The organism is Streptomyces agglomeratus, from assembly GCF_001746415.1.
Taxonomy (GTDB): Bacteria; Actinomycetota; Actinomycetes; order Streptomycetales; family Streptomycetaceae; genus Streptomyces; species Streptomyces agglomeratus.
Map to the genome: position 1 here is coordinate 5,816,417 of NZ_MEHJ01000001.1, position 19,881 is coordinate 5,836,297.

The following is a 19,881-nucleotide window of genomic DNA, read 5'->3' on the forward strand; positions in this document are numbered from 1 at the left end:
GTCGCGGTCCGGCCGCTCAGAGGCCGGGGATGCGGCCGTTGCGGAACAGGTCCACGAAGATCTGGTGGTCGGCCCGCGCCCGCGCCCCGTAGGAGTGCGCGAAGTCCACCAGCAGGTCCCCGAAGCTCTCCTCGTCGCCCGCGATCGCCGCGTCGATGGCCCGCTCGGTGGAGAACGGCACCAGCGAGTGGCCGCTCTCGTCGTCCGCCGCCGAGTGCATCGTGGCCGTCGCCCGGCCGAGGTCCGCGACGACCGCCGCGATCTCGTCCAGGTCGTCGATGTCCGACCAGTCGAGGTCCACGGCGTACGGCGAGACCTCCGCGACCAGCTGTCCCGTGCCGTCCAGCTCCGTCCAGCCGAGCCACGGGTCCGCGTGCGCCTGGAGGGCCCGCTGCGAGATGACCGTGCGGTGGCCCTCGTGCTGGAAGTACTCACGGACGCTGCCGTCGGTGATGTGCCGGGAGACCGCCGGGGTCTGTGCCTGCTTCATGTAGATCACGACGTCGTTCTCCAGGGCGTCGCTGTTGCCTTCGAGCAGGATGTTGTACGACGGCAGGCCGGCGGACCCGATCCCGATGCCGCGCCGCCCGACGACGTCCTTCACCCGGTACGAGTCGGGCCGGGTCAGGCTCGCCTCGGGCAGCGTCTCCAGGTAGCCGTCGAAGGCCGCGAGCACCTTGTAGCGGGTGGCGGCGTCGAGGTCGATGGAGCCGCCGCCGGGGGCGAAGCGGCGCTCGAAGTCACGGATCTCGGTCATCGAGTCGAGCAGCCCGAACCGGGTCAGCGAGCGGGCGGAGCGCAGCGCGCCGAGCAGCGGCCCCTCGGCCGTGTCCAGCGTGAACGGCGGCAGGTCCGCTATACCGCTGCTCTTGGCACCGGTGGCCAGCGCGCGGATGCGCTCGCGGTAGGCGGCGGCGTACGTCAGCACCAGTTCGGTGATCTGCTCGTCGCTGAGCGCCTTGGTGTAGCCGATGAGCGCGACGGAGGCGGCCAAGCGCTTGAGGTCCCAGGTGAAGGGGCCGACGTACGCCTCGTCGAAGTCGTTGACGTTGAAGATCAGCCGGCCCTGGGAGTCCATGTACGTGCCGAAGTTCTCGGCGTGCAGGTCGCCGTGGATCCACACCCGCCCGGTCCGCTCGTCGAGGTACGGCCCGCCCTGCTGCTCGCGCTCCAGGTCGGCGTAGAACAGGGAGGCGGTGCCCCGGTAGAAGGCGAAGGCGGAGGCTGCCATCTTGCGGAACTTCACCCGGAAGGCGGCGGGGTCGGCGGCCAGGAGCCGGCCGAACGCGGTCTCGAAGACGGCGAGGATCTGCTCGCCGCGCTGAGCGGCGTCTGTCTGCTGGACCGACATCGCCGGTTGCCTCCTGGTGCATGACGTTTTTGACAAAATGGACAGGGCATTCCCTGGGTCCAACGCCTGACCGTACTCGTGAGTGCCCCTTCGTTGTCAGTCGGCCGACGTAGACTTCCGAGCTGTCCCCCCACCCGTCACCGACCGTTCTGCCGGAGGCCCTCGCCGTGACCAAGCCGCCCTTCACGCACCTTCACGTACACACCCAGTACTCGCTGCTGGACGGTGCCGCGCGGCTCAAGGACATGTTCGAGGCGTGCAACGAGATGGGCATGTCGCACATTGCGATGACCGACCACGGCAACCTGCACGGGGCGTACGACTTCTTCCATTCGGCGAAGAAGGCCGGGGTCACGCCGATCATCGGCATCGAGGCGTACGTCGCCCCCGAGTCGCGGCGCAACAAGCGGCGCATCCAGTGGGGCCAGCCGCACCAGAAGCGCGACGACGTGTCCGGTTCGGGTGGTTATACGCACAAGACGATCTGGGCGGCGAACAAGACCGGCCTGCACAACCTCTTCCGGCTGTCCTCCGACGCGTACGCCGAGGGCTGGCTCACGAAGTGGCCGCGCATGGACAAGGAGACCATCTCCCAGTGGTCGGAGGGCCTGATCGCCTCCACCGGGTGCCCCTCGGGCGAGGTCCAGACGCGGCTGCGGCTCGGCCAGTTCGACGAGGCGGTCCAGGCCGCGTCGGACTACAAGGACATCTTCGGCGAGGGCCGCTACTTCCTGGAGCTGATGGACCACGGCATCGAGATCGAGCGCCGGGTCCGCGACGGGCTGCTGGAGATCGGCAAGAAGCTGAACATCCCGCCGCTCGTCACCAACGACTCCCACTACACCTACGCCGGCGAGGCGACGGCGCACGACGCGCTGCTGTGCATCCAGACCGGCAAGAACCTCTCCGACCCGGACCGCTTCCGCTTCGACGGCACCGGCTACTACCTGAAGTCGACCGACGAGATGTACGCCGTCGACTCCTCGGACGCCTGGCAGGAGGGCTGCGCCAACACGCTCCTGGTCGCGCAGCAGATCGACACGGAGGGCTGGTTCAAGGAGCGGAACCTGATGCCGAAGTTCGATGTGCCCGAGGGGTACACCGAGGTGACGTGGTTCCGCGAGGAGACCATGCGCGGCATGGCCCGCCGCTTCCCGAACGGCATCCCGGACGACCGGCTCAAGCAGGTCGAGTACGAGATGAAGATCATCATCGACATGGGCTTCCCGGGATACTTCCTGGTGGTCGCCGACTTCATCATGTGGGCCAAGAACAACGGCATCGCGGTCGGCCCCGGCCGTGGCTCCGCGGCCGGCTCGATCGTCGCGTACGCCATGGGCATCACCGACCTCGACCCGATCGAGCACGGCCTGATCTTCGAGCGGTTCCTCAACCCCGAGCGCATCTCGATGCCCGATGTCGACATCGACTTCGACGAGCGCAGGCGCGGTGAGGTGATCAGGTACGTCACCGAGAAGTACGGCGCCGACAAGGTCGCCATGATCGGCACGTACGGAAAGATCAAGGCCAAGAACGCGATCAAGGACTCCGCACGCGTCCTCGGCTACCCGTACGCGATGGGCGACCGCCTCACCAAGGCCATGCCCGCCGACGTCCTCGGCAAGGGCATCGACCTCAACGGCATCACCGACCCCAAGCACCCGCGCTACAGCGAGGCCGGCGAGATCCGGTCGATGTACGAGAACGAGCCGGACGTCAAGAAGGTCATCGACACCGCCAAGGGCGTCGAGGGCCTCGTCCGGCAGATGGGCGTCCACGCGGCCGGCGTGATCATGTCCAGCGAGACGATCACCGACCACGTGCCCGTCTGGGTGCGGCACACCGACGGCGTGACGATCACGCAGTGGGACTACCCGAGCTGTGAGTCGCTCGGCCTGCTGAAGATGGACTTCCTCGGCCTGCGCAACCTCACGATCATGGACGACGCCGTCAAGATGGTGAAGTCCAACAAGGGCGTCGACCTGGAGCTGCTCAGCCTCCCGCTCGACGACCCGGCGACGTACGAACTGCTCTGCCGCGGTGACACGCTCGGCGTCTTCCAGTTCGACGGCGGCCCGATGCGGTCCCTGCTGCGGCTGATGAAGCCCGACAACTTCGAGGACATTTCCGCCGTCTCGGCCCTGTACCGGCCGGGCCCGATGGGCATGAACTCGCACACGAACTACGCGCTGCGCAAGAACGGCCAGCAGGAGATCACGCCGATCCACCCGGAGCTGGAGGAGCCCCTCAAGGAGGTCCTCGGCCTGACGCACGGCCTGATCGTGTACCAGGAGCAGGTGCAGAAGGCCGCGCAGATCATCGCGGGTTACTCGCTCGGCGAGGCCGACATCCTGCGTCGCGTCATGGGCAAGAAGAAGCCCGACGAGCTCCAGAAGAACTTCGTCCTCTTCCAGGCGGGCGCGAAGAAGAAGGGGTACTCCGACGCCGCGATCCAGGCGCTGTGGGACGTGCTGGTCCCCTTCGCCGGATACGCGTTCAACAAGGCGCACTCCTCGGCGTACGGACTGGTCACCTACTGGACGGCGTACCTCAAGGCTAACTACCCCGCCGAGTACATGGCGGCGCTGCTGACCTCGGTCAAGGACGACAAGGACAAGTCGGCCGTCTACCTGAACGAGTGTCGGCGCATGGGCATCAAGGTGCTCCCGCCGAACGTGAACGAGTCCGAGTCGAACTTCGCCGCGCAGGGCGACGACGTGATCCTCTTCGGCCTGACCGCCATCCGCAACGTCGGCCAGAACGTCGTGGACTCGATCATCCGGTGCCGCAAGGCGAAGGGGAAGTACAGCTCCTTCCCCGACTTCCTCGACAAGGTCGAGGCGGTCGTCTGCAACAAGCGGACCGTCGAATCCCTCATCAAGGCCGGCGCCTTCGACGAGATGGGCCACACCCGCAAGGGCCTCGTCGCGCACCACGAGCCGATGATCGACAACGTGGTGCAGGTCAAGCGCAAGGAGGCGGAGGGGCAGTTCGACCTCTTCGGCGGCATGGGCGAGGAGGAGAGCGACGAACCGGGCTTCGGGCTCGACGTCGAGTTCTCCGACATCGAGTGGGAGAAGTCGTACCTGCTCGCGCAGGAGCGCGAGATGCTCGGCCTGTACGTCTCCGACCACCCGCTGTTCGGGCTGGAGCACGTCCTGTCGGACAAGGCCGACGCCTCGATCTCGCAGCTCACCGGCGGCGAGCACTCCGACGGCGCGATCGTCACCGTCGGCGGCATCATCTCGGGCCTCCAGCGCAAGATGACCAAGCAGGGCAACGCCTGGGCGATCGCGACCGTCGAGGACCTGGCCGGCTCCATCGAGTGCATGTTCTTCCCGGCGACGTACCAGCTCGTCTCGACCCAGCTCGTCGAGGACACCGTGGTCTTCGTCAAGGGCCGCCTCGACAAGCGCGAGGACGTGCCGCGGCTCGTCGCGATGGAGCTGATGGTCCCGGACGTCTCGTCGGCGGGGACGAACGCGCCGGTGGTCCTCACCATCCCGACGGTGAAGGTGACGCCGCCGATGGTGACCAAGCTCGGCGAGATCCTCAAGCACCACCGGGGCAACACGGAGGTCCGGATCAAGCTCCAGGGGGCGCGCAAGACGACGGTCCTGCGGCTCGACCGGCACCGCGTGCAGCCGGACCCGGCGCTCTTCGGCGACCTGAAGGTGCTGCTGGGCCCGTCCTGTCTGGCGGGCTGAGCAGGCGTACGAGAAGGGGCGCGCCCGTCGTCACGGGCGCGCCCCTTCTTCTTCGCGCGGTTACTCACACAGTGATCAGTTGTGGCCGAAGCGCCGCTGGTGCTTCCGCGCCACATCAGCGGGGCTGCCCTGGGCATGCGTCTGAGGCTGGGCGTGGGACTCGAAGGCGCTGTCCTTGGCGCGGTCGACACCACGCGCCGCCGAGGACGTACGGTCCTGCGGGGCGCCCTGCTTGCGATTCTTGTTCTTGGCCATGGTGCTGCCTCCTGTGGGGTTTCTGGGGGCCAGGGCCGGGATCAGATTCACACAGGCGGACATAGCTCGCATTTTGGATCATTACCGTGCGTAATTGGGGCTGTCGCGCGACAACTTCGCCATCCGCCACGCCGATGATCGAGTTCCGGCCGTTAACCCTCACGCAGTCGGGCAGACTCGAAGGAAGCCTGAACACGCGGTACTCAGCACCGAGTACCCAGCACCCCAATACCGGCCAGTCCGAACTCCCGACCCCCGAAACACCTTTCGATCCCGAGGTTCCCGAAAGAGGGTGGAACGCGTGGACCGCTGCGTCGTCCTGGTGGACGCCGGCTATTTGCTGGGCGCCGCCGCGAGCCTGCTCGCCGGAGAACCGGCCCGATCCCGCATCACCGTGGATCACGCCGCCCTCATCCAGGGCCTGCGAGAACGGGCCGAAGCGGATACGCAGCAGCCGCTGCTTCGCATCTACTGGTTCGACGGCGCACCCGACCGCGTCCCCCAGCCCGAGCACCGGCGGCTGCGGGTCATGCCGCGCGTGACGGTCAGGCTGGGCGCGCTGACCCGGAGCGACGGACGGTGGGCCCAGAAGGGCGTCGACGCGGCGATGCACGCGGAGCTGACCGAGCTGGCCAGAAATCGCGCCTGCTCGGACATCGTGCTGGTGACCGGGGACGGCGATCTGCTACCGGGGCTGATGTCCGCCAAGGAACACGGCGTGGCCGTGCACCTATGGGCCGTGCAGGCCGCCGACGGGGACTACAACCAGTCCGAGGACCTGGTCGCCGAGGCCGACGAGCGGCGCGTCCTGGACCGGGCCTGGATCACCAAGGCCGTACGGGCCAAGGACCTCACCGGTCTCTGCGCGCCGCCGCCGGTGCCGCGGCCGGAAATCGCCGCGATCCTGTCGGCCCCGCTGCCGGAATCGGCGCTCGCGGCTTCGGCGGAGCGGGCCGAGCGCGCGGAGCGGGCGGCGCGGGCGCAGGCCGAGGACCGGGCGCCGGGATCGGCTGTACGGAACGGGGCGGACGCGACGGCGACGGACTCCGCGACCCCGGCGCCGCCACCCGCCACCGCCGCGGTGAACGGATCGGGACCCGAGGAGCCGCACCCCGCGCACGGCACCAGAGGCGTGCCGACCCCGAAGGACCTCGCGAGCCTGCGCGGCCCGGGAACGCAGGCGGCGCAGCATCCGCACCCGAACGGCACCCCGGCGACGGCGGCCGTCTCCGCCGGGGCGACGCTGCGCTGGTCGTCCGACAAGGGGTGGGCGGAGCGTCCGGGCAACGGCGGCGCACTCGGCGAGCCGCCCGAGACCGCGTCGCTGCCGACACTGGCCCAGCTGACGAGCGCGGAGCAGCGCTGGGCGGACCGGGAGGAGGACATCACCACGGTCGGCGGTGACCCCTTCGAAGTCGGCCAGGTCTTCGCCCGCCGCTGGATGGAGCGCCTTCCCGACCCCGCGCACACCCAGAAACTCTCGACGATGTACCCCAGGATCCCGCACCGGATCGACGGCGAACTGCTGCGGTACGCGGCGCGCTTCGGGCTGCTGGCGCACAAGGACGACCAGATCGACGAGCACGACCGGTACGCGATCAGGGCGGGCTTCTGGCGCGAGATCGACGTACGGGCGGCGGCCGAGCACGTGAGCGCGGGAGAGTAGTTCCCCGCCCCGAGGGCGTCGGCCCGCCGGGAACCCCGTAGGCTCGTTCCTCGTGAGTACGGGCACAGCGCAGGCGGGACGCGGCACGGGAGTCGTGTGTGCCGTGCGGGAGCTGGTCAAGACGTATCCCGCGGTCCGTGGCCGCCGCGGAGTGCCCGCGACCCCGGCCGTGCGGGCCACCGACGGGATCTCCCTCGACGTGCGCCGCGGCGAGATCTTCGGGCTCCTCGGTCCCAACGGCGCCGGCAAGTCCACCCTCGTACGGCAGCTGACCGGTCTCATGCGACCGGACTCGGGGGGTGTCGAACTGCTCGGGCACGATCTCGTCCGCCATCCGGAACGCGCCGCGCGCCTCGTCGGCTACCTGGGGCAGGAATCCACCGCGCTGGACGAGCTGACGGTCTCGCTCGCCGCCGAGACGACCGGACGCCTGCGCGGGCTCACCGCGAAGGCCGCGCGGGCGGAGCGCGACGACGTACTCGAAGAGCTCGGTCTGGGCGAGATCGCCGGACGGCCGCTCAAGAAACTGTCCGGCGGCCAGCGGCGGCTCGCTTGCTTCGCCGCCGTGCTGGTGGGCGAGCGGCCCGTACTCGTACTGGACGAACCGACCACCGGCATGGACCCCGTCGCGCGCCGCGCGGTGTGGGCGGCCGTCGACCGGCGGCGGGCGGAGAACGGTGCGACCGTGCTGCTCGTCACCCACAACGTGATCGAGGCGGAGACGGTGCTGGACCGCGTCGCGGTGCTGGAGAGCGGCCGGGTGATCGCCTGCGACACCCCTGCCGGGCTCAAGGCGCGCGTCGCCGGTGAGGTGCGGCTCGACCTCGTGTGGCGGGAGCGGGCACCGCTGGACGTGCCCGAGGTCGCGGCGCTGCGGGAATCGGCCCAGGAGTCCGGGCGGCGCTGGGTACTGCGGCTCGCCCCCGACGAGGCGCGCGCGGCCGTCGCCGCCGTGACCGGGGGCAAGGCGTTCGCCGCACTCGACGACTTCACGCTGGCGACACCGAGCCTCGAAGACGTCTACCTGGCGCTCGGCGGAAGCACGAACGGTACGAAGGGGCTGGTCAAGGCGTGAGTGTCGTGCCTGCGGAGACCGAGACCGGCTCCATGCGGACCCGGACGGCGAAGAACGCGAAGAACGCGAAGAACGCGGAGGACGGTGCTGCGAGCGCGTCCGTGCCCGCGCCGCTCGCGCCCAAAGCGCGGTTGCTGCCGTCGCTCGCCGCCGTCTACCGGGCGCAGCTGTCCCGCGCGCGGGTCGCCCGTATCCCGCTGCTCTTCGTGGCGACGTTCCAGTCCGTCGGGATCATGGTCCTGATGCGCGGGGTCGTCGACGGGGGCGGTGAGGCGCGGGCCGTCGTCGCCGGTTCGAGTGTGCTCGTCGTCGCCTTCGTCGCGCTGAATCTGCTGGCCCAGTACTTCGGCCAGCTGCGGGCCAGCGGCGGCCTCGACCACTACGCCACGCTGCCGGTGCCGCCGGCGGCGGTGGTGCTGGGAGCAGCCGCCGCGTACGCCTCCTTCACCGTGCCGGGCACCTTCGTCACCGCCGTGGTGGGCTGCGTGCTCTTCCAGCTGCCGCTCACGCATCTGTGGGTGCTGGCGGCCGTGGTCCCGCTCGCGGGAGCCGCGCTGGCCGGTCTCGGCGCGGCGCTCGGACTGCTGGCGCCGCGTCAGGAGCTGGCGACGCTGCTGGGGCAGCTCGGCATGTCCGCGGCGCTCCTGCTAGGGGTGCTGCCGGCCGAGCGGCTGCCCGTGCCGATCTCGTACGCCAGGGATCTGCTGCCTTCGACGTACGGCGTCGAGGCCTTCGCGCGGACCTTCGACGCGCATCCGGACTGGAGCGCGGTCACCCTCGATCTGACCGTGTGCGCGGCCGTCGGGGTCTTCTCGCTGGCGGCCGCGACCTGGGCGTACCGCCGCGCGGCGGTGCGTTAGCCGGTCGGCGGCGCGTCGGCCGGCCCGGCTTCCGGCCGGTGGCCGGCCGCCCGCAGCGGTCCGGTGAGGCGGGTGCCGGGGCCGCCTGGCACGATGGCAGGGTGACCGCTCCTCTGACGCCGCCTCACCACCAGCCGCCGAACGATCCCTGGCAGAAGTCCGACGCCGGGGCCCCCGACGCGCGGCCTCCGTCCGGTCCCCACGCGGGGACCGGCGCCCGGTCCGATGCCGGAGCCGCCGACGGGTCCGCCGCGCCCGGGGGACCGGAGGACCGCACCCCCGTGTCCACGGAGGTGATACGGGCCGCCGTGGTCGTCCTGGCGCTGACGGCCCTCGGGGTGGCACTCGGCCTGCTGTGGATGTGGCTGGCGCCGCGCGTGCCGCTGATCGCCACCGACAAGGCCGTCTTCCTCAAGGACACCGAGGGCGAGGAAGCGGTCGGGGCCGACGGCACGTTCGTGCTGCTGGCGCTCGGCTTCGGTGCGGTCAGCGCGGCCCTGGTCTTCTGGTTCAACCGCCGTGGGGGCATCCCGCTGGTGATCGGTCTGGCGCTGGGCGGGCTGCTCGGCTCGATGCTGGCGTGGGGGACCGGCGTGTGGTTCGGCCCGACGGGCGATGTGGTCGCGCGGGCCCGGGAGGTCGGTCAGGGCGTGCCGTTCGACGCGCCGCTCAAGCTGGGCGCGAAGGGGGCGCTGCTGGCGTGGCCGATGGCCGCGCTGCTGGTTCACCTCGGGCTGACGGCGCTGTTCGGGCCGCGCGACCCGGAGCCGGAGTGGGGCGTGGGGTACGGGGACCCGGCCCCGACGCCCGGTGCGGGTTCAGGTGCGCGGGAGGGTACGCAGGGCTGACGCCAGGGTGGCGGGCCGGGTGGTCCCCGACGGGTCAGACGCGGCCGATCGGCGCCGTCACCGCGTCCGTCAGCGTCGCCAGGTCCGTCGGGGAGAGTTCCACCTCCAGGCCCCGGCGGCCCGCCGAGACGCACACGGTCTCGTACTCCGACGCCGACGCGTCCAGTACCGTACGGAGCTTCTTGCGCTGGCCCAGCGGCGAGATGCCGCCCCGGACGTAACCCGTGGTGCGTTCCGCCGCCACAGGGTCCGCCATCGCCGCGCGCTTGCCGCCCACCGCCGCGGCCAGTGCCTTGAGGTCCAGCGAGCCCGCCACCGGCACGACCGCGACCGTCAGCGTGCCGTCGATGTCGGCGACCAGCGTCTTGAAGACGCGCTCCGGCGGAACGCCCAGCGCCCGCGCCGCCTCCTCGCCGTAGGAGGGGGACGCCGGGTCGTGCTCGTAGGCGTGCAGGACGTACGCCGTCCCCGCCGCGGCCAGGGCGACCGTCGCGGGGGTTCCTCCGGCCTGGCGCTTGTTCTTGGTCACTGCGGCTCTGCCTCCGGGGCGTCAGTTGGGGCTCGTGGGTTTCCTGGTCAGTTCGACCGCCGGCAGCGAGGGGAGATGGCGGATCACCGCGGTCTCGGCGCGCAGCAGCTTCAGCTCCTCGCGCAGCCGGGTCGCGGTGTCGGGCGCCTGGAGCAGCCGCTGCTTCGCCGGGATGTCGAGCACCGTCGCGGCGGCCACCAGGTACGAGACGGCGGACGGCTCGTCCGGCAGCTCCGCGCCCGTGGTCAGCGAGCGCTCCCGCGCCCCCGCCAGCCGCTTCTGGTAGCTGCGGAACGCCCGCAGCACCCCCTCCGCCAGCGCACCCGCGTCGTCACCCGGTTCCTCGGGCAGCTCCTCCACCTCGGCGGTGAGGTACGGGCCGCTCGCGTCGACGGAGAGGATCCTGACGCGGGTCGTCCCGGTGGCCAGCACCTCGAAACCGCCGTCCTCGCGCTCACGGATCGTCGCCGCGTCCGCGACGCAGCCCACCCGGTGGAAAGCCTGCACCGGGTCCGGGCCGAAGCCCGCGGCCGGGCCCCGCTCGGTCATGGTGGTGGAGTCCGGCATGCCGGGCGCGGTCGGGGCGACCTCCCGGCCGTCGCGGATGGCCACGACCACGAAGCGGCGCGGCTCGTCGTCCGAGGACGAAGGTGAGGGTGAGGGCGAATCCGCGGGCAGTGCGGAGTCGCCGGAGTCCGCGCCCTTCGACAGGTCGCGCATCATGGCGCGATAACGCTCCTCGAAGATGTTCAGCGGCAGCACCAGGCCGGGGAACAGCACCGAGTTCAGCGGGAAGAGGGGAAGGCGAGCGGTGGTCACAGCGCTCAAGCGTAATGGCCGCCGGAGCGGGCCCGGCGGCCCGTCCTGCGCAAAGGCGGCAGAGGCATGCCCGTGGCCACCTGGAGCCTCGCGGTGTCGCGCAGCTCCAGGAACCGTCCCAGTACGTCCTCGCCGAGATACGCCCAGGGGAACGAGGTCGCGTACGGCCCGATCAGCCGGAACTGCTCCAGGGCGTCGGACCACCGCCCCCTGGTGATCAGGACGTACGCCAGCAGATTGCGGACCTCGGCCGGCCACGGGTCGCCCGCCGCGTACTCGGCGGAGAGCGCGATCGCGAGATCCGCCGCCGCGTCGACGCGCTCCGGCCCGACCGTCGTGGTCGTACCCGCCGTGCCGGCGGCGCCGCCGCTCAGCAGGTGCGCGAAGGCCGCTCGTACCGGCAGTGCCTGCACCAGCGATCCGGGCAGAGCGTCCTCGGCGGCCCGCTCGGCGAAGTCGAAGCACTCGCGGTGGGAGCCGTACCACTGGGCGGAGAGGTACTGGAGCGCGGAGACGTGGCATCCGTAGTGGTGCGAGGAGCGGCCCACCGCCTCCGCCCACAGCTCCTCGAAGGCGGAATGCGACGCGTGCGTGCCGCGCGCGTGGTCGAGGGCGATGCGCCACGGCACCGGGTCGCGCGGAGCGGCGTCGGCCGCCGCCTCGATCAGTGGGCCGACGTCACGCAGCCGCTCGGCGCGCGCGGGCGACTCCCACGCCCTGCACACCGACAGTTCCGCCTTCACCAGCAGGGCGTCGGGGTCGCGCGGCGACGCCGCCAGCCAGTCGCCGAGCCAGTCCCCGCGGTGGTACGCGAAGGTGGCGAGGCGGGTGGCGTACCGGTCGCGGTTCTCCCACTCGGCGCCCTCCCGGGTGGCGGCGAGCAGCTTGGCCGCGGGCCCGTGGTCACCGAGGGCGGCGGCGACGAGCGTCGGTCCCAGGCGTTCGTCTGCGACGTCGAGCAGCACCTCGTCGTCGCCGAGCAGACCGGCGCCGAGATCCGGGGTGTGGCGGATCATGCGCGCGGTGCTGATCAGAGCGCGAAGGAATGACATGGTGCGAACCATTGAAAACCGCAGGTCGGGGCGGCGCCAGGGGGTGTCGGTGAAGCTTTCGTATCGGCTGGAAAGGTTGTGCCACCGCCGGTCAAGGGACGGTAAAGGAAGGGTGGGTGGCGGGGGCGACGTGGTGCGCCGGTGACCCCGCCACCGGGGATCGGAGCCGGGGAGCCCGGCCCCTCACCCCCTCCGCAGCAGTCGTGACGCCCCCGCCGCCACCGTCGTCGCGAGGATCCACCCGAGCAGGATCAGGCTCGCCGCCGCCCACTGCCAGAGGCCGGCCAGCCGCCAGTAGCCGTCCTGCCCCAGATTGATCACCGGCAGCAGCAGGTCGAGCGCGTAGAGGGACGCGTTCCAGTCCGGGTGCTGGTCGGGATTGATCGCGGGCGGGTCGAGCTGCGCGAACGCCACCGCGCCGGCCGCCCACAGCACGGCCATCCACACGGCGGCCCGGCCCGGGCGGTAGCCGTACGCCACCGTCCAGTCCTGGAGGACGCCCCACAGTTTCCCGGCGAGCGGCAGCGTCTCGCGCCGTCTTCGCTGCTTGGCCAGCAGCACCTCCCGCGCGTCGGCGTCCTCGCCGCAGCTGCGCAGGACGGCCGCGAGCCGCTCGTACGGCTCCGGGGCGTACTCCGGAGTCGCGGCCGTCACCCACTCCAGCCGCTGCGCGAGCGTGAACAGCCCACGCGGTATGAGGCTCTCGTACGTGAAGCCGTGCATCGTCAGGCCGCCGGGCCGCGGCCAGCTGTCCGCCCTGTCCACCAGGTTGCCCACCTTCGCGCCGGACAGCACCACCTTTCCCTCGTCGGGCCGCTCGCAGAGGAACCGCAGCTCGGGAGCCTGGACCCGGCGCAGCGACAGCTCCTGGCCGAGCGACATCACGAACCGCGCCCCGTCGAAGTCCACCGCGTCGCCGAAGCGTCCGTCGTCGAGCCGCAGCCCGCCCTCGCACTCGAACCGCTGGACGCGGGTGCCGCGCACCGGGGTGTTCCCTATGCCGTACGGCGGAGTGGTCCCCGGAGCGGCGCCCCGGGGGCCGATGCCGGCCGGTGTCATGTAGAGCGTGCGCTCGACGGTCAGCTGCGGGGCGTTGAGCGCACGCCGCCCCTCCACGCCGTACGGCCTGCGCAACCGGCTGCCGCGGAGGCTCAGCGACACGCCGACCTTCGCGCCGCGCAGGCTGAACTCGCCGTGCGACTCGATCATCTCGGCCTGGAGGTCCTGGGCCACGCACAGACCGTCGGCCGCGATCGAACGCCCGTTGCGGTCCTGGTGCACGACGATCTGGTTGATGAGCAGATCCGTGCCGATCTGCGCGTCGGTGAGCCGGATGCCGCCCGGGACGCTGCACCGGGGCAGATGGAGATCGCCCTCGGTGTGCAGCCGGGCGGCCTCCAGCCTGGGAATGGAGCAGCCCACCATGCGAAGGGTGGTGAAGTGGCACTCGGGCAGCAGAACCTCCTTCTCGAAGCGGCAGTTGCTCATCTCGACGTACGGCTCGACGCGGCCGCCCGAGAGCTTGAGCGTGCCGGTGATCTGTACGCCGCTGAGCTTGAGCGCCGCGACCCGCCCGGGCAGCGCGGCCGGTCCACTGAGCAGCAGCAGTGCCACGACGCGCGCGCGGACGCTGCGCTCCTGGGGCCACGGCCGGGTGGACAACGGGTCGTCCAGGACGGGATTGCGGGTGCGAAGGTCGTAGGTACTGCCGTTGCGGAACGCCTGCCACATGCCCCTCTCCGGGGCACTGAGCCAGTCGGGCGCTTCGACGTCTTGCTGCGGCTCGGTCAAGGCCGCCCCTTTCGCCGATTCGTACAGCCGTTCTTCCCTCTGGGTGACGGGCTGAACGCTAGTGGTGACGAAAGACTCCTGGGGCGTGTATCAGCCAGTGATACGGAGGCTCGGCCGCCGGACGCGGTCTGAGAGAATTGGCAGCGTGATCTCTCGAATCGATCTGCGCGGCGACGCCCTCCCCGAGGGCGCCGACCTGCGCGACCTGCTGCCCCGTGCCGACTTCGACGTACAGGCCGCCCTGGACAAGGTGCGGCCCATCTGCGAGGACGTGCACCATCGGGGAACGGCGGCGCTGATCGAGTACGCGGAGAAGTTCGACGGCGTGAAACTGGAGCGCGTACGCGTGCCCGCCGAAGCGCTGAGCACCGCCCTCGAAGGGCTCGACCCCAAGGTCAGAGCCGCGCTGGAGGAGTCGATCCGGCGCGCCCGCATCGTCCACCGCGAGCAGCGCCGCGGCGAGCACACCACCCAGGTCGTGCCCGGCGGCACGGTCACCGAGCGCTGGGTGCCGGTCGGACGCGTGGGCCTGTACGCGCCCGGCGGCCGGTCTGTCTACCCCTCCTCCGTGATCATGAACGTGGTCCCGGCGCAGGAGGCCGGCGTCGAGTCCATCGCGCTCGCGTCCCCCGCCCAGAAGGAGTTCGGCGGCCTGCCGCACCCGACGATCCTCGCGGCCTGCGCGCTGCTCGGCATCGACGAGGTGTACGCCGCGGGCGGCGCCACGGCCGTTGCGATGTTCGCGTACGGAACCGACGAGTGCGCGCCCGTCAACATGGTCACCGGCCCCGGCAACATCTGGGTCGCCGCCGCGAAGCGCTACTTCACGGGCCTCATCGGCATCGACACCGAGGCCGGCCCGACCGAGATCGCGGTCCTCGCCGACGAGACGGCCGACCCGGTGCACGTCGCCGCCGACCTGATCAGCCAGGCCGAGCACGACCCGCTGGCCGCCGCGGTCCTGGTGACCGACTCCGAGGACCTCGCGGACGCGGTCACCAAGGAGCTGGAGCCGCAGGTCGCGGCCACGAAGCACCGCGACGACCGGATCCTCCCTGCGCTTGCCGGCAAGCAGTCCTCGATCGTCCTGGTCGACTCCTTGGAGGAGGGCCTCAAGGTCGTCGACGCGTACGGCGCCGAACACCTGGAGATCCAGACCGCCGACGCCGCGGCGCTCGCCCGGCGGGTGCGCAACGCCGGCGCGATCTTCGTCGGCCCGTACGCCCCCGTCTCCCTCGGGGACTACTGCGCCGGCTCCAACCACGTCCTGCCCACCGGCGGCTGCGCCTGCCACTCGTCGGGCCTGTCGGTCCAGTCCTTCCTGCGCGGCATCCACATCGTCGACTACACCCGCGACGCCCTCGCCGAAGTCACCCACCACGTGGTGACGCTGGCCGAGGCGGAGGACCTGCCGGCGCACGGCGCCGCCCTGAAGGCCCGGTTCGGATGGAAGGTGCCGACGGAATGACCCGCAGCATCCGGATCGACGATCTCCCCGTCCGCGACGAGCTGCGCGGCAAGTCCCCCTACGGCGCGCCCCAGCTCGACGTGCCCGTACGCCTCAACACCAACGAGAACCCGTACCCGCTGCCCGAGGCGCTCGTCGAGCGCATCGCCGAGCGGGTACGCGACGCCGCCCGCGAGCTCAACCGCTACCCGGACCGGGACGCCGTCGAGCTGCGCACCGAGCTGGCCCGCTACCTCACCCGCACCGCCGGGTACGAGGTGTCCATGGCCAACGTCTGGGCGGCCAACGGCTCCAACGAGGTCATCCAGCAGCTGCTCCAGACCTTCGGCGGCCCCGGCCGCACCGCGATCGGCTTCGAGCCGTCGTACTCGATGCACGGCCTCATCTCGCGCGGCACCGGCACCGGCTGGATCTCCGGGCCGCGCAACGACGACTTCACCATCGACCTCGCGGCGGCCCGGAAGTCCATCGCCGAGAACCGGCCGGACGTCGTCTTCATCACCTCCCCCAACAACCCCACGGGCACGGCCGTCGGAGCCGACACCGTCCTCGCGCTGTACGACGCGGCCCAGGAGGCCAAGCCGTCACTCGTCGTCGTGGACGAGGCGTACGGCGAATTCAGCCACCACCCGTCCCTGCTGCCGCTCATCGAGGGCCGGCCGAACATGGTGCTCTCCCGCACGATGTCCAAGGCGTTCGGCGCCGCCGGCCTGCGCCTGGGGTACCTCGCGGCCGACCCCGCCGTGGTCGACGCCGTACAGCTGGTGCGCCTGCCGTACCACCTGTCGTCCGTCACCCAGGCCACCGCGCTCGCCGCGCTGGAGCACACCGATACGCTGCTGGGGTACGTCGAGCAGCTCAAGGCCGAGCGGGACCGCCTGGTCACCGAGCTGCGCGCCATCGGATACGAGGTCACGGACTCGGACGCGAACTTCGTCCAGTTCGGTCGGTTCGACGGCGCGGCAGGCTCCCACGAGGCGTGGCAGCGGATCCTCGACCAGGGCGTCCTGGTCCGTGACAACGGCGTACCGGGCTGGCTGCGGGTCACCGCCGGCACCCCCGAAGAGAACGACGCGTTCCTCGATGCGGTACGCGCACTGAAGAAGGAGCACAGCTCATGAGTCGCGTAGGACGCGTCGAGCGCACGACCAAGGAGACCTCGGTCCTCGTCGAGATAGACCTCGACGGCACCGGCAAGGTCGATGTGTCGACAGGCGTCGGCTTCTACGACCACATGCTCGACCAGCTCGGCCGCCACGGCCTCTTCGACCTCACCGTGAAGACCGACGGCGACCTGCACATCGACTCCCACCACACGATCGAGGACACCGCTCTCGCGCTCGGCGCCGCCTTCAAGCAGGCCCTCGGCGACAAGGTCGGCATCTACCGCTTCGGCAACTGCACGGTCCCGCTGGACGAGTCGCTCGCCCAGGTCACCGTCGACCTCTCCGGCCGCCCCTACCTCGTGCACACCGAGCCCGAGAAGATGGCGCCGATGATCGGCGAGTACGACACGACGATGACCCGGCACATCCTGGAGTCCTTCGTCGCGCAGGCCCAGATCGCCCTGCACGTGCACGTCCCGTACGGGCGCAACGCGCACCACATCGTGGAGTGCCAGTTCAAGGCCCTGGCCCGTGCCCTGCGGTACGCGTCCGAGCACGACCCGCGCGCGGCCGGCATCCTCCCCTCGACCAAGGGCGCACTGTGACGGGCCTGTCCACCATCCTCATCGTCGTCGGGCTCTTCCTCCTCGGCGGCGTGTACTCCTTCTGGAAGCAGCAGCTGCCCAAGGGCGTGATCGTGCTTCTGGGCATCGGCGCCGTGATGTGCCTGGTCGCCGGTGTCATGCGAATCCAAGGAATCTGGGAATGAGCGACGCGAGCAAGAAGGTCGTCGTCTTCGACTACGGCTTCGGGAACGTCCGGTCCGCCGAGCGGGCCCTCGCCCACGTCGGCGCGGACGTCGAGATCACCCGCGACTTCGACAAGGCCATGAACGCCGACGGACTGCTCGTCCCCGGCGTCGGGGCCTTCTCCGCCTGCATGAAGGGGCTGCGCGAGGCGCGCGGCGACTGGATCGTCGGCCGCAGGCTGTCCGGCGGCCGCCCGGTCATGGGCATCTGCGTCGGCATGCAGATCCTCTTCGAGCGCGGCATCGAGCACGGCGTGGAGACCGAGGGTCTCGACGAATGGCCCGGCACGGTCGGCCCCCTCCAGGCGCCGGTCGTCCCGCACATGGGCTGGAACACGGTCGACGCACCCGCGGACAGCGAGCTGTTCGCCGGCCTCGACGCCGAAGCGCGCTACTACTTCGTGCACTCGTACGCCGTGCACGACTGGAGCCTGGAAGTCACCAACGCCAAGATCCGTGCGCCCAAGGTCACCTGGAGCACGCACGGCGAGCCCTTCGTGGCGGCCGTCGAGAACGGCGCGCTGTGGGCCACCCAGTTCCACCCCGAGAAGTCCGGCGACGCCGGCGCCCAGCTGCTGACCAACTGGATCGGAACCCTCTGATGTCCTCCGCGAACACCGCGAAGCTCGAACTCCTCCCCGCCGTCGACGTCCGCGACGGCCAGGCCGTACGCCTCGTCCATGGCGAGTCCGGCTCCGAGACGTCGTACGGCGACCCCCTCCAGGCCGCCCTCGCCTGGCAGCAGGCGGGCGCCGAGTGGCTCCACCTCGTCGACCTCGACGCGGCGTTCGGCACCGGTGACAACCGGGAGCGCATCGCCGAGGTCGCCCGCTCGATGGACATCAAGGTCGAACTGTCCGGCGGCATCCGCGACGACGCCTCGCTCGCCGCGGCGCTCGCCACCGGCTGCAAGCGCGTCAACCTCGGCACGGCCGCGCTGGAGACCCCCGAGTGGGTCGCCAAGGTCATCGCGGAGTACGGCGACAAGATCGCCGTCGGCCTCGACGTACGCGGCACGACCCTGCGCGGACGCGGCTGGACCCGCGACGGCGGCGACCTCTACGAGACGCTGGCGCGCCTCGACTCCGAGGGCTGCGCGCGGTACGTCGTCACCGACATCGCCAAGGACGGCACGCTCCAGGGCCCCAACCTGGAGCTCCTGAAGAACGTCTGCGCCGTGACCGACAAGCCCGTCGTCGCCTCCGGCGGCGTCTCCTCGCTGGACGACCTGCGCGCGATCGCGTCGCTCGTCCCCGAGGGCGTGGAGGGCGCGATCGTCGGAAAGGCGCTGTACGCGAAGGCGTTCACGCTCGAAGAGGCGCTGGCGGCGGTGTCCGGATGACGGTCTCCTCTTCCGGTTCGGTACGCAAGGTGACGACCGGCGCCCCGTGGGAGGAGCAGTTCGGCTACTCCCGCGCCGTGGAGCTGCCGAACGGGCTGGTCCTGGTGTCCGGCTGCACGTCGGTCGTGGACGGCGTCATCGACGCCGGTACGCCGTACCAGCAGACCGTCACCGCCTTCGGGGTCGCCTTCGGCGCGCTGGAGCAGCTCGGCCTCGGGCGCGAGGACGTCGTACGCACCCGCATGTACATCACGCACGCCCGGGACGTCGACGACGTGGGCCGCGCGCACAAGGAACTGTTCGACGACGTGCGCCCGGCGGCGTCCATGATCATCGTCTCCGGATTCGTGGACCCGAGCCTGGTCGTCGAGATCGAGGTAGAGGCGTACCGGGGCGACCGGGCGGACCGAGGAGACCAGGAGTCATGACCCTCGCGGTACGAGTGATCCCCTGCCTGGACGTCGACAACGGCCGGGTCGTCAAGGGCGTCAACTTCCAGAACCTGCGCGACGCCGGCGACCCCGTCGAGATGGCGAAGCTGTACGACGCGGAGGGTGCCGACGAGCTGACGTTCCTCGACATCACCGCGTCCTCCGGCAACCGGGAGACGACGTACGACGTGGTGCGCCGCACCGCCGAGCAGGTCTTCATCCCGCTCACGGTCGGCGGCGGCGTACGCACCACCGAGGACGTCGACAAGCTGCTGCGGGCCGGCGCGGACAAGGTCGGTGTCAACACCGCCGCCATCGCCCGCCCCGACCTGATCCGCGAGATCGCGGAGCGCTTCGGACGCCAGGTCCTCGTCCTGTCGGTCGACGCCCGCCGTACGGACTCGGGTTCCTTCGAGGTCACCACGCACGGCGGCCGCAAGTCCGCAGGCATCGACGCGGTCGAGTGGGCGCACCGGGCGGCGGAGCTGGGCGCGGGCGAGATCCTGCTCAACTCGATGGACGCGGACGGTACGAAGGACGGCTACGACACCGAGATGATCGCGGCGGTGCGCAAGCACGTCACGGTCCCGGTGATCGCCTCCGGCGGCGCGGGCAGGCTGGCCCACTTCCCGCCGGCGATCGCGGCAGGGGCGGACGCGGTCCTCGCGGCGTCCGTGTTCCACTTCGGCGACCTGCGCATCTCCCAGGTCAAGGACGCCCTGCGCGAAGCGGGCCACCCGGTCCGCTAGACGCGACGCGCTGCGCCCTGCGGG

General features: G+C 71.0%; 19 protein-coding genes. 13 read left to right on the forward strand and 6 right to left on the reverse strand.

Features of this window, described 5'->3' with window-relative positions; translation table 11 throughout:
* Positions 1 to 16 precede the first annotated feature (16 nt).
* Entirely contained in the window at positions 17 to 1,351 is a 1,335-nt protein-coding gene (locus tag AS594_RS25370; protein WP_069932193.1) for a DUF2252 domain-containing protein, read from the reverse strand.
* 167 nt (positions 1,352 to 1,518) lie between these two features.
* Here AS594_RS25370 and dnaE point away from each other — a divergent pair, with 167 nt between their 5' ends.
* Entirely contained in the window at positions 1,519 to 5,058 is a 3,540-nt protein-coding gene (gene dnaE / locus AS594_RS25375) for a DNA polymerase III subunit alpha (protein WP_069929176.1), read from the forward strand.
* A gap of 75 nt (positions 5,059 to 5,133) precedes the next feature.
* Here the strand turns inward: dnaE and AS594_RS25380 are convergent, their stop codons facing one another.
* Entirely contained in the window at positions 5,134 to 5,313 is a 180-nt protein-coding gene (locus tag AS594_RS25380; RefSeq protein ID WP_069929177.1) for a hypothetical protein, read from the reverse strand.
* A gap of 292 nt (positions 5,314 to 5,605) precedes the next feature.
* On the opposite strand from AS594_RS25380, the gene AS594_RS25385 reads away from it, so the two are divergent.
* The 4 genes from AS594_RS25385 to AS594_RS25400 all read left to right on the forward strand — a co-directional run bounded on the left by AS594_RS25385 (position 5,606) and on the right by AS594_RS25400 (position 9,762).
* Positions 5,606 to 6,979 (forward strand): NYN domain-containing protein, encoded by a 1,374-nt coding sequence (locus AS594_RS25385; RefSeq protein ID WP_079144412.1) that lies wholly within the window; start codon positions 5,606 to 5,608, stop codon positions 6,977 to 6,979.
* A gap of 94 nt (positions 6,980 to 7,073) precedes the next feature.
* The gene (locus tag AS594_RS25390) at positions 7,074 to 8,054 is read left to right on the forward strand and encodes an ABC transporter ATP-binding protein (protein ID WP_069929179.1); all 981 of its coding nucleotides are present in this window, start codon (positions 7,074 to 7,076) and stop codon (positions 8,052 to 8,054) included.
* Positions 8,051 to 8,914, forward strand: coding sequence for an ABC transporter permease (locus AS594_RS25395; RefSeq protein ID WP_069929180.1), 864 nt, complete (start codon positions 8,051 to 8,053; stop codon positions 8,912 to 8,914). The genes AS594_RS25390 and AS594_RS25395 overlap by 4 nt, the downstream gene beginning before the upstream one ends.
* A 101-nt stretch (positions 8,915 to 9,015) precedes the next feature.
* Positions 9,016 to 9,762, forward strand: coding sequence for an ABC transporter permease (locus tag AS594_RS25400; protein WP_240509089.1), 747 nt, complete (start codon positions 9,016 to 9,018; stop codon positions 9,760 to 9,762).
* A gap of 34 nt (positions 9,763 to 9,796) precedes the next feature.
* Here the strand turns inward: AS594_RS25400 and ybaK are convergent, their stop codons facing one another.
* The 4 genes from ybaK to AS594_RS25420 form a co-directional block, all read right to left on the reverse strand.
* Complete coding sequence (gene ybaK / locus AS594_RS25405; protein WP_069935389.1) at positions 9,797 to 10,291, reverse strand: Cys-tRNA(Pro) deacylase; 495 nt, start codon at positions 10,289 to 10,291, stop codon at positions 9,797 to 9,799.
* A 21-nt stretch (positions 10,292 to 10,312) separates the two neighbouring features.
* Complete coding sequence (locus AS594_RS25410; protein ID WP_069935390.1) at positions 10,313 to 11,110, reverse strand: LON peptidase substrate-binding domain-containing protein; 798 nt, start codon at positions 11,108 to 11,110, stop codon at positions 10,313 to 10,315.
* A 5-nt stretch (positions 11,111 to 11,115) separates the two neighbouring features.
* Positions 11,116 to 12,174 (reverse strand): hypothetical protein, encoded by a 1,059-nt coding sequence (locus tag AS594_RS25415; protein WP_069935391.1) that lies wholly within the window; start codon positions 12,172 to 12,174, stop codon positions 11,116 to 11,118.
* Positions 12,175 to 12,345: 171 nt separating this feature from the next.
* Positions 12,346 to 13,953, reverse strand: coding sequence for an oxidoreductase (locus AS594_RS25420; protein WP_069929184.1), 1,608 nt, complete (start codon positions 13,951 to 13,953; stop codon positions 12,346 to 12,348).
* A 145-nt stretch (positions 13,954 to 14,098) separates the two neighbouring features.
* Here AS594_RS25420 and hisD point away from each other — a divergent pair, with 145 nt between their 5' ends.
* From hisD to hisF, 8 genes are read left to right on the forward strand one after another with little or no spacing between them, the layout of a single operon-like run.
* A complete protein-coding gene (gene hisD / locus AS594_RS25425; protein ID WP_069929185.1) occupies positions 14,099 to 15,421 on the forward strand; it encodes a histidinol dehydrogenase in 1,323 nt (440 codons plus the stop codon).
* Positions 15,418 to 16,542 (forward strand): histidinol-phosphate transaminase, encoded by a 1,125-nt coding sequence (locus AS594_RS25430; RefSeq protein WP_069929186.1) that lies wholly within the window; start codon positions 15,418 to 15,420, stop codon positions 16,540 to 16,542. The genes hisD and AS594_RS25430 overlap by 4 nt, the downstream gene beginning before the upstream one ends.
* Positions 16,539 to 17,132, forward strand: coding sequence for an imidazoleglycerol-phosphate dehydratase HisB (hisB, locus tag AS594_RS25435; RefSeq protein ID WP_069929187.1), 594 nt, complete (start codon positions 16,539 to 16,541; stop codon positions 17,130 to 17,132). The genes AS594_RS25430 and hisB overlap by 4 nt, the downstream gene beginning before the upstream one ends.
* Positions 17,129 to 17,296, forward strand: a complete 168-nt coding sequence (locus AS594_RS44765; protein WP_167368044.1) for a hypothetical protein — start codon at positions 17,129 to 17,131, stop codon at positions 17,294 to 17,296. The genes hisB and AS594_RS44765 overlap by 4 nt, the downstream gene beginning before the upstream one ends.
* Positions 17,293 to 17,937, forward strand: a complete 645-nt coding sequence (hisH, locus tag AS594_RS25440; RefSeq protein ID WP_069929188.1) for an imidazole glycerol phosphate synthase subunit HisH — start codon at positions 17,293 to 17,295, stop codon at positions 17,935 to 17,937. Before AS594_RS44765 ends, hisH begins: the two co-directional genes overlap by 4 nt.
* Positions 17,937 to 18,677, forward strand: coding sequence for a bifunctional 1-(5-phosphoribosyl)-5-((5-phosphoribosylamino)methylideneamino)imidazole-4-carboxamide isomerase/phosphoribosylanthranilate isomerase PriA (priA, locus tag AS594_RS25445; protein ID WP_069929189.1), 741 nt, complete (start codon positions 17,937 to 17,939; stop codon positions 18,675 to 18,677). The genes hisH and priA overlap by 1 nt, the downstream gene beginning before the upstream one ends.
* Entirely contained in the window at positions 18,674 to 19,105 is a 432-nt protein-coding gene (locus tag AS594_RS25450) for a RidA family protein (RefSeq protein WP_069929190.1), read from the forward strand. The genes priA and AS594_RS25450 overlap by 4 nt, the downstream gene beginning before the upstream one ends.
* The gene (hisF, locus tag AS594_RS25455) at positions 19,102 to 19,857 is read left to right on the forward strand and encodes an imidazole glycerol phosphate synthase subunit HisF (RefSeq protein ID WP_069929191.1); all 756 of its coding nucleotides are present in this window, start codon (positions 19,102 to 19,104) and stop codon (positions 19,855 to 19,857) included. The genes AS594_RS25450 and hisF overlap by 4 nt, the downstream gene beginning before the upstream one ends.
* Positions 19,858 to 19,881 lie beyond the last annotated feature (24 nt).

Bases quoted from the DNA above. Each gene is read 5' to 3' on its own strand.
- AS594_RS25380 (WP_069929177.1), bottom strand. From the start codon at position 5,313: ATGGCCAAGAACAAGAATCGCAAGCAGGGCGCCCCGCAGGACCGTACG.
- AS594_RS25450 (WP_069929190.1), top strand. From the start codon at position 18,674: ATGACGGTCTCCTCTTCCGGTTCGGTACGCAAGGTGACGACCGGCGCC.
- AS594_RS25415 (WP_069935391.1), bottom strand. From the start codon at position 12,174: ATGGTTCGCACCATGTCATTCCTTCGCGCTCTGATCAGCACCGCGCGC.
- priA (WP_069929189.1), top strand. From the start codon at position 17,937: ATGTCCTCCGCGAACACCGCGAAGCTCGAACTCCTCCCCGCCGTCGAC.
- AS594_RS25430 (WP_069929186.1), top strand. From the start codon at position 15,418: ATGACCCGCAGCATCCGGATCGACGATCTCCCCGTCCGCGACGAGCTG.
- hisF (WP_069929191.1), top strand. From the start codon at position 19,102: ATGACCCTCGCGGTACGAGTGATCCCCTGCCTGGACGTCGACAACGGC.
- AS594_RS25370 (WP_069932193.1), bottom strand. From the start codon at position 1,351: ATGTCGGTCCAGCAGACAGACGCCGCTCAGCGCGGCGAGCAGATCCTC.
- hisH (WP_069929188.1), top strand. From the start codon at position 17,293: ATGAGCGACGCGAGCAAGAAGGTCGTCGTCTTCGACTACGGCTTCGGG.
- hisB (WP_069929187.1), top strand. From the start codon at position 16,539: ATGAGTCGCGTAGGACGCGTCGAGCGCACGACCAAGGAGACCTCGGTC.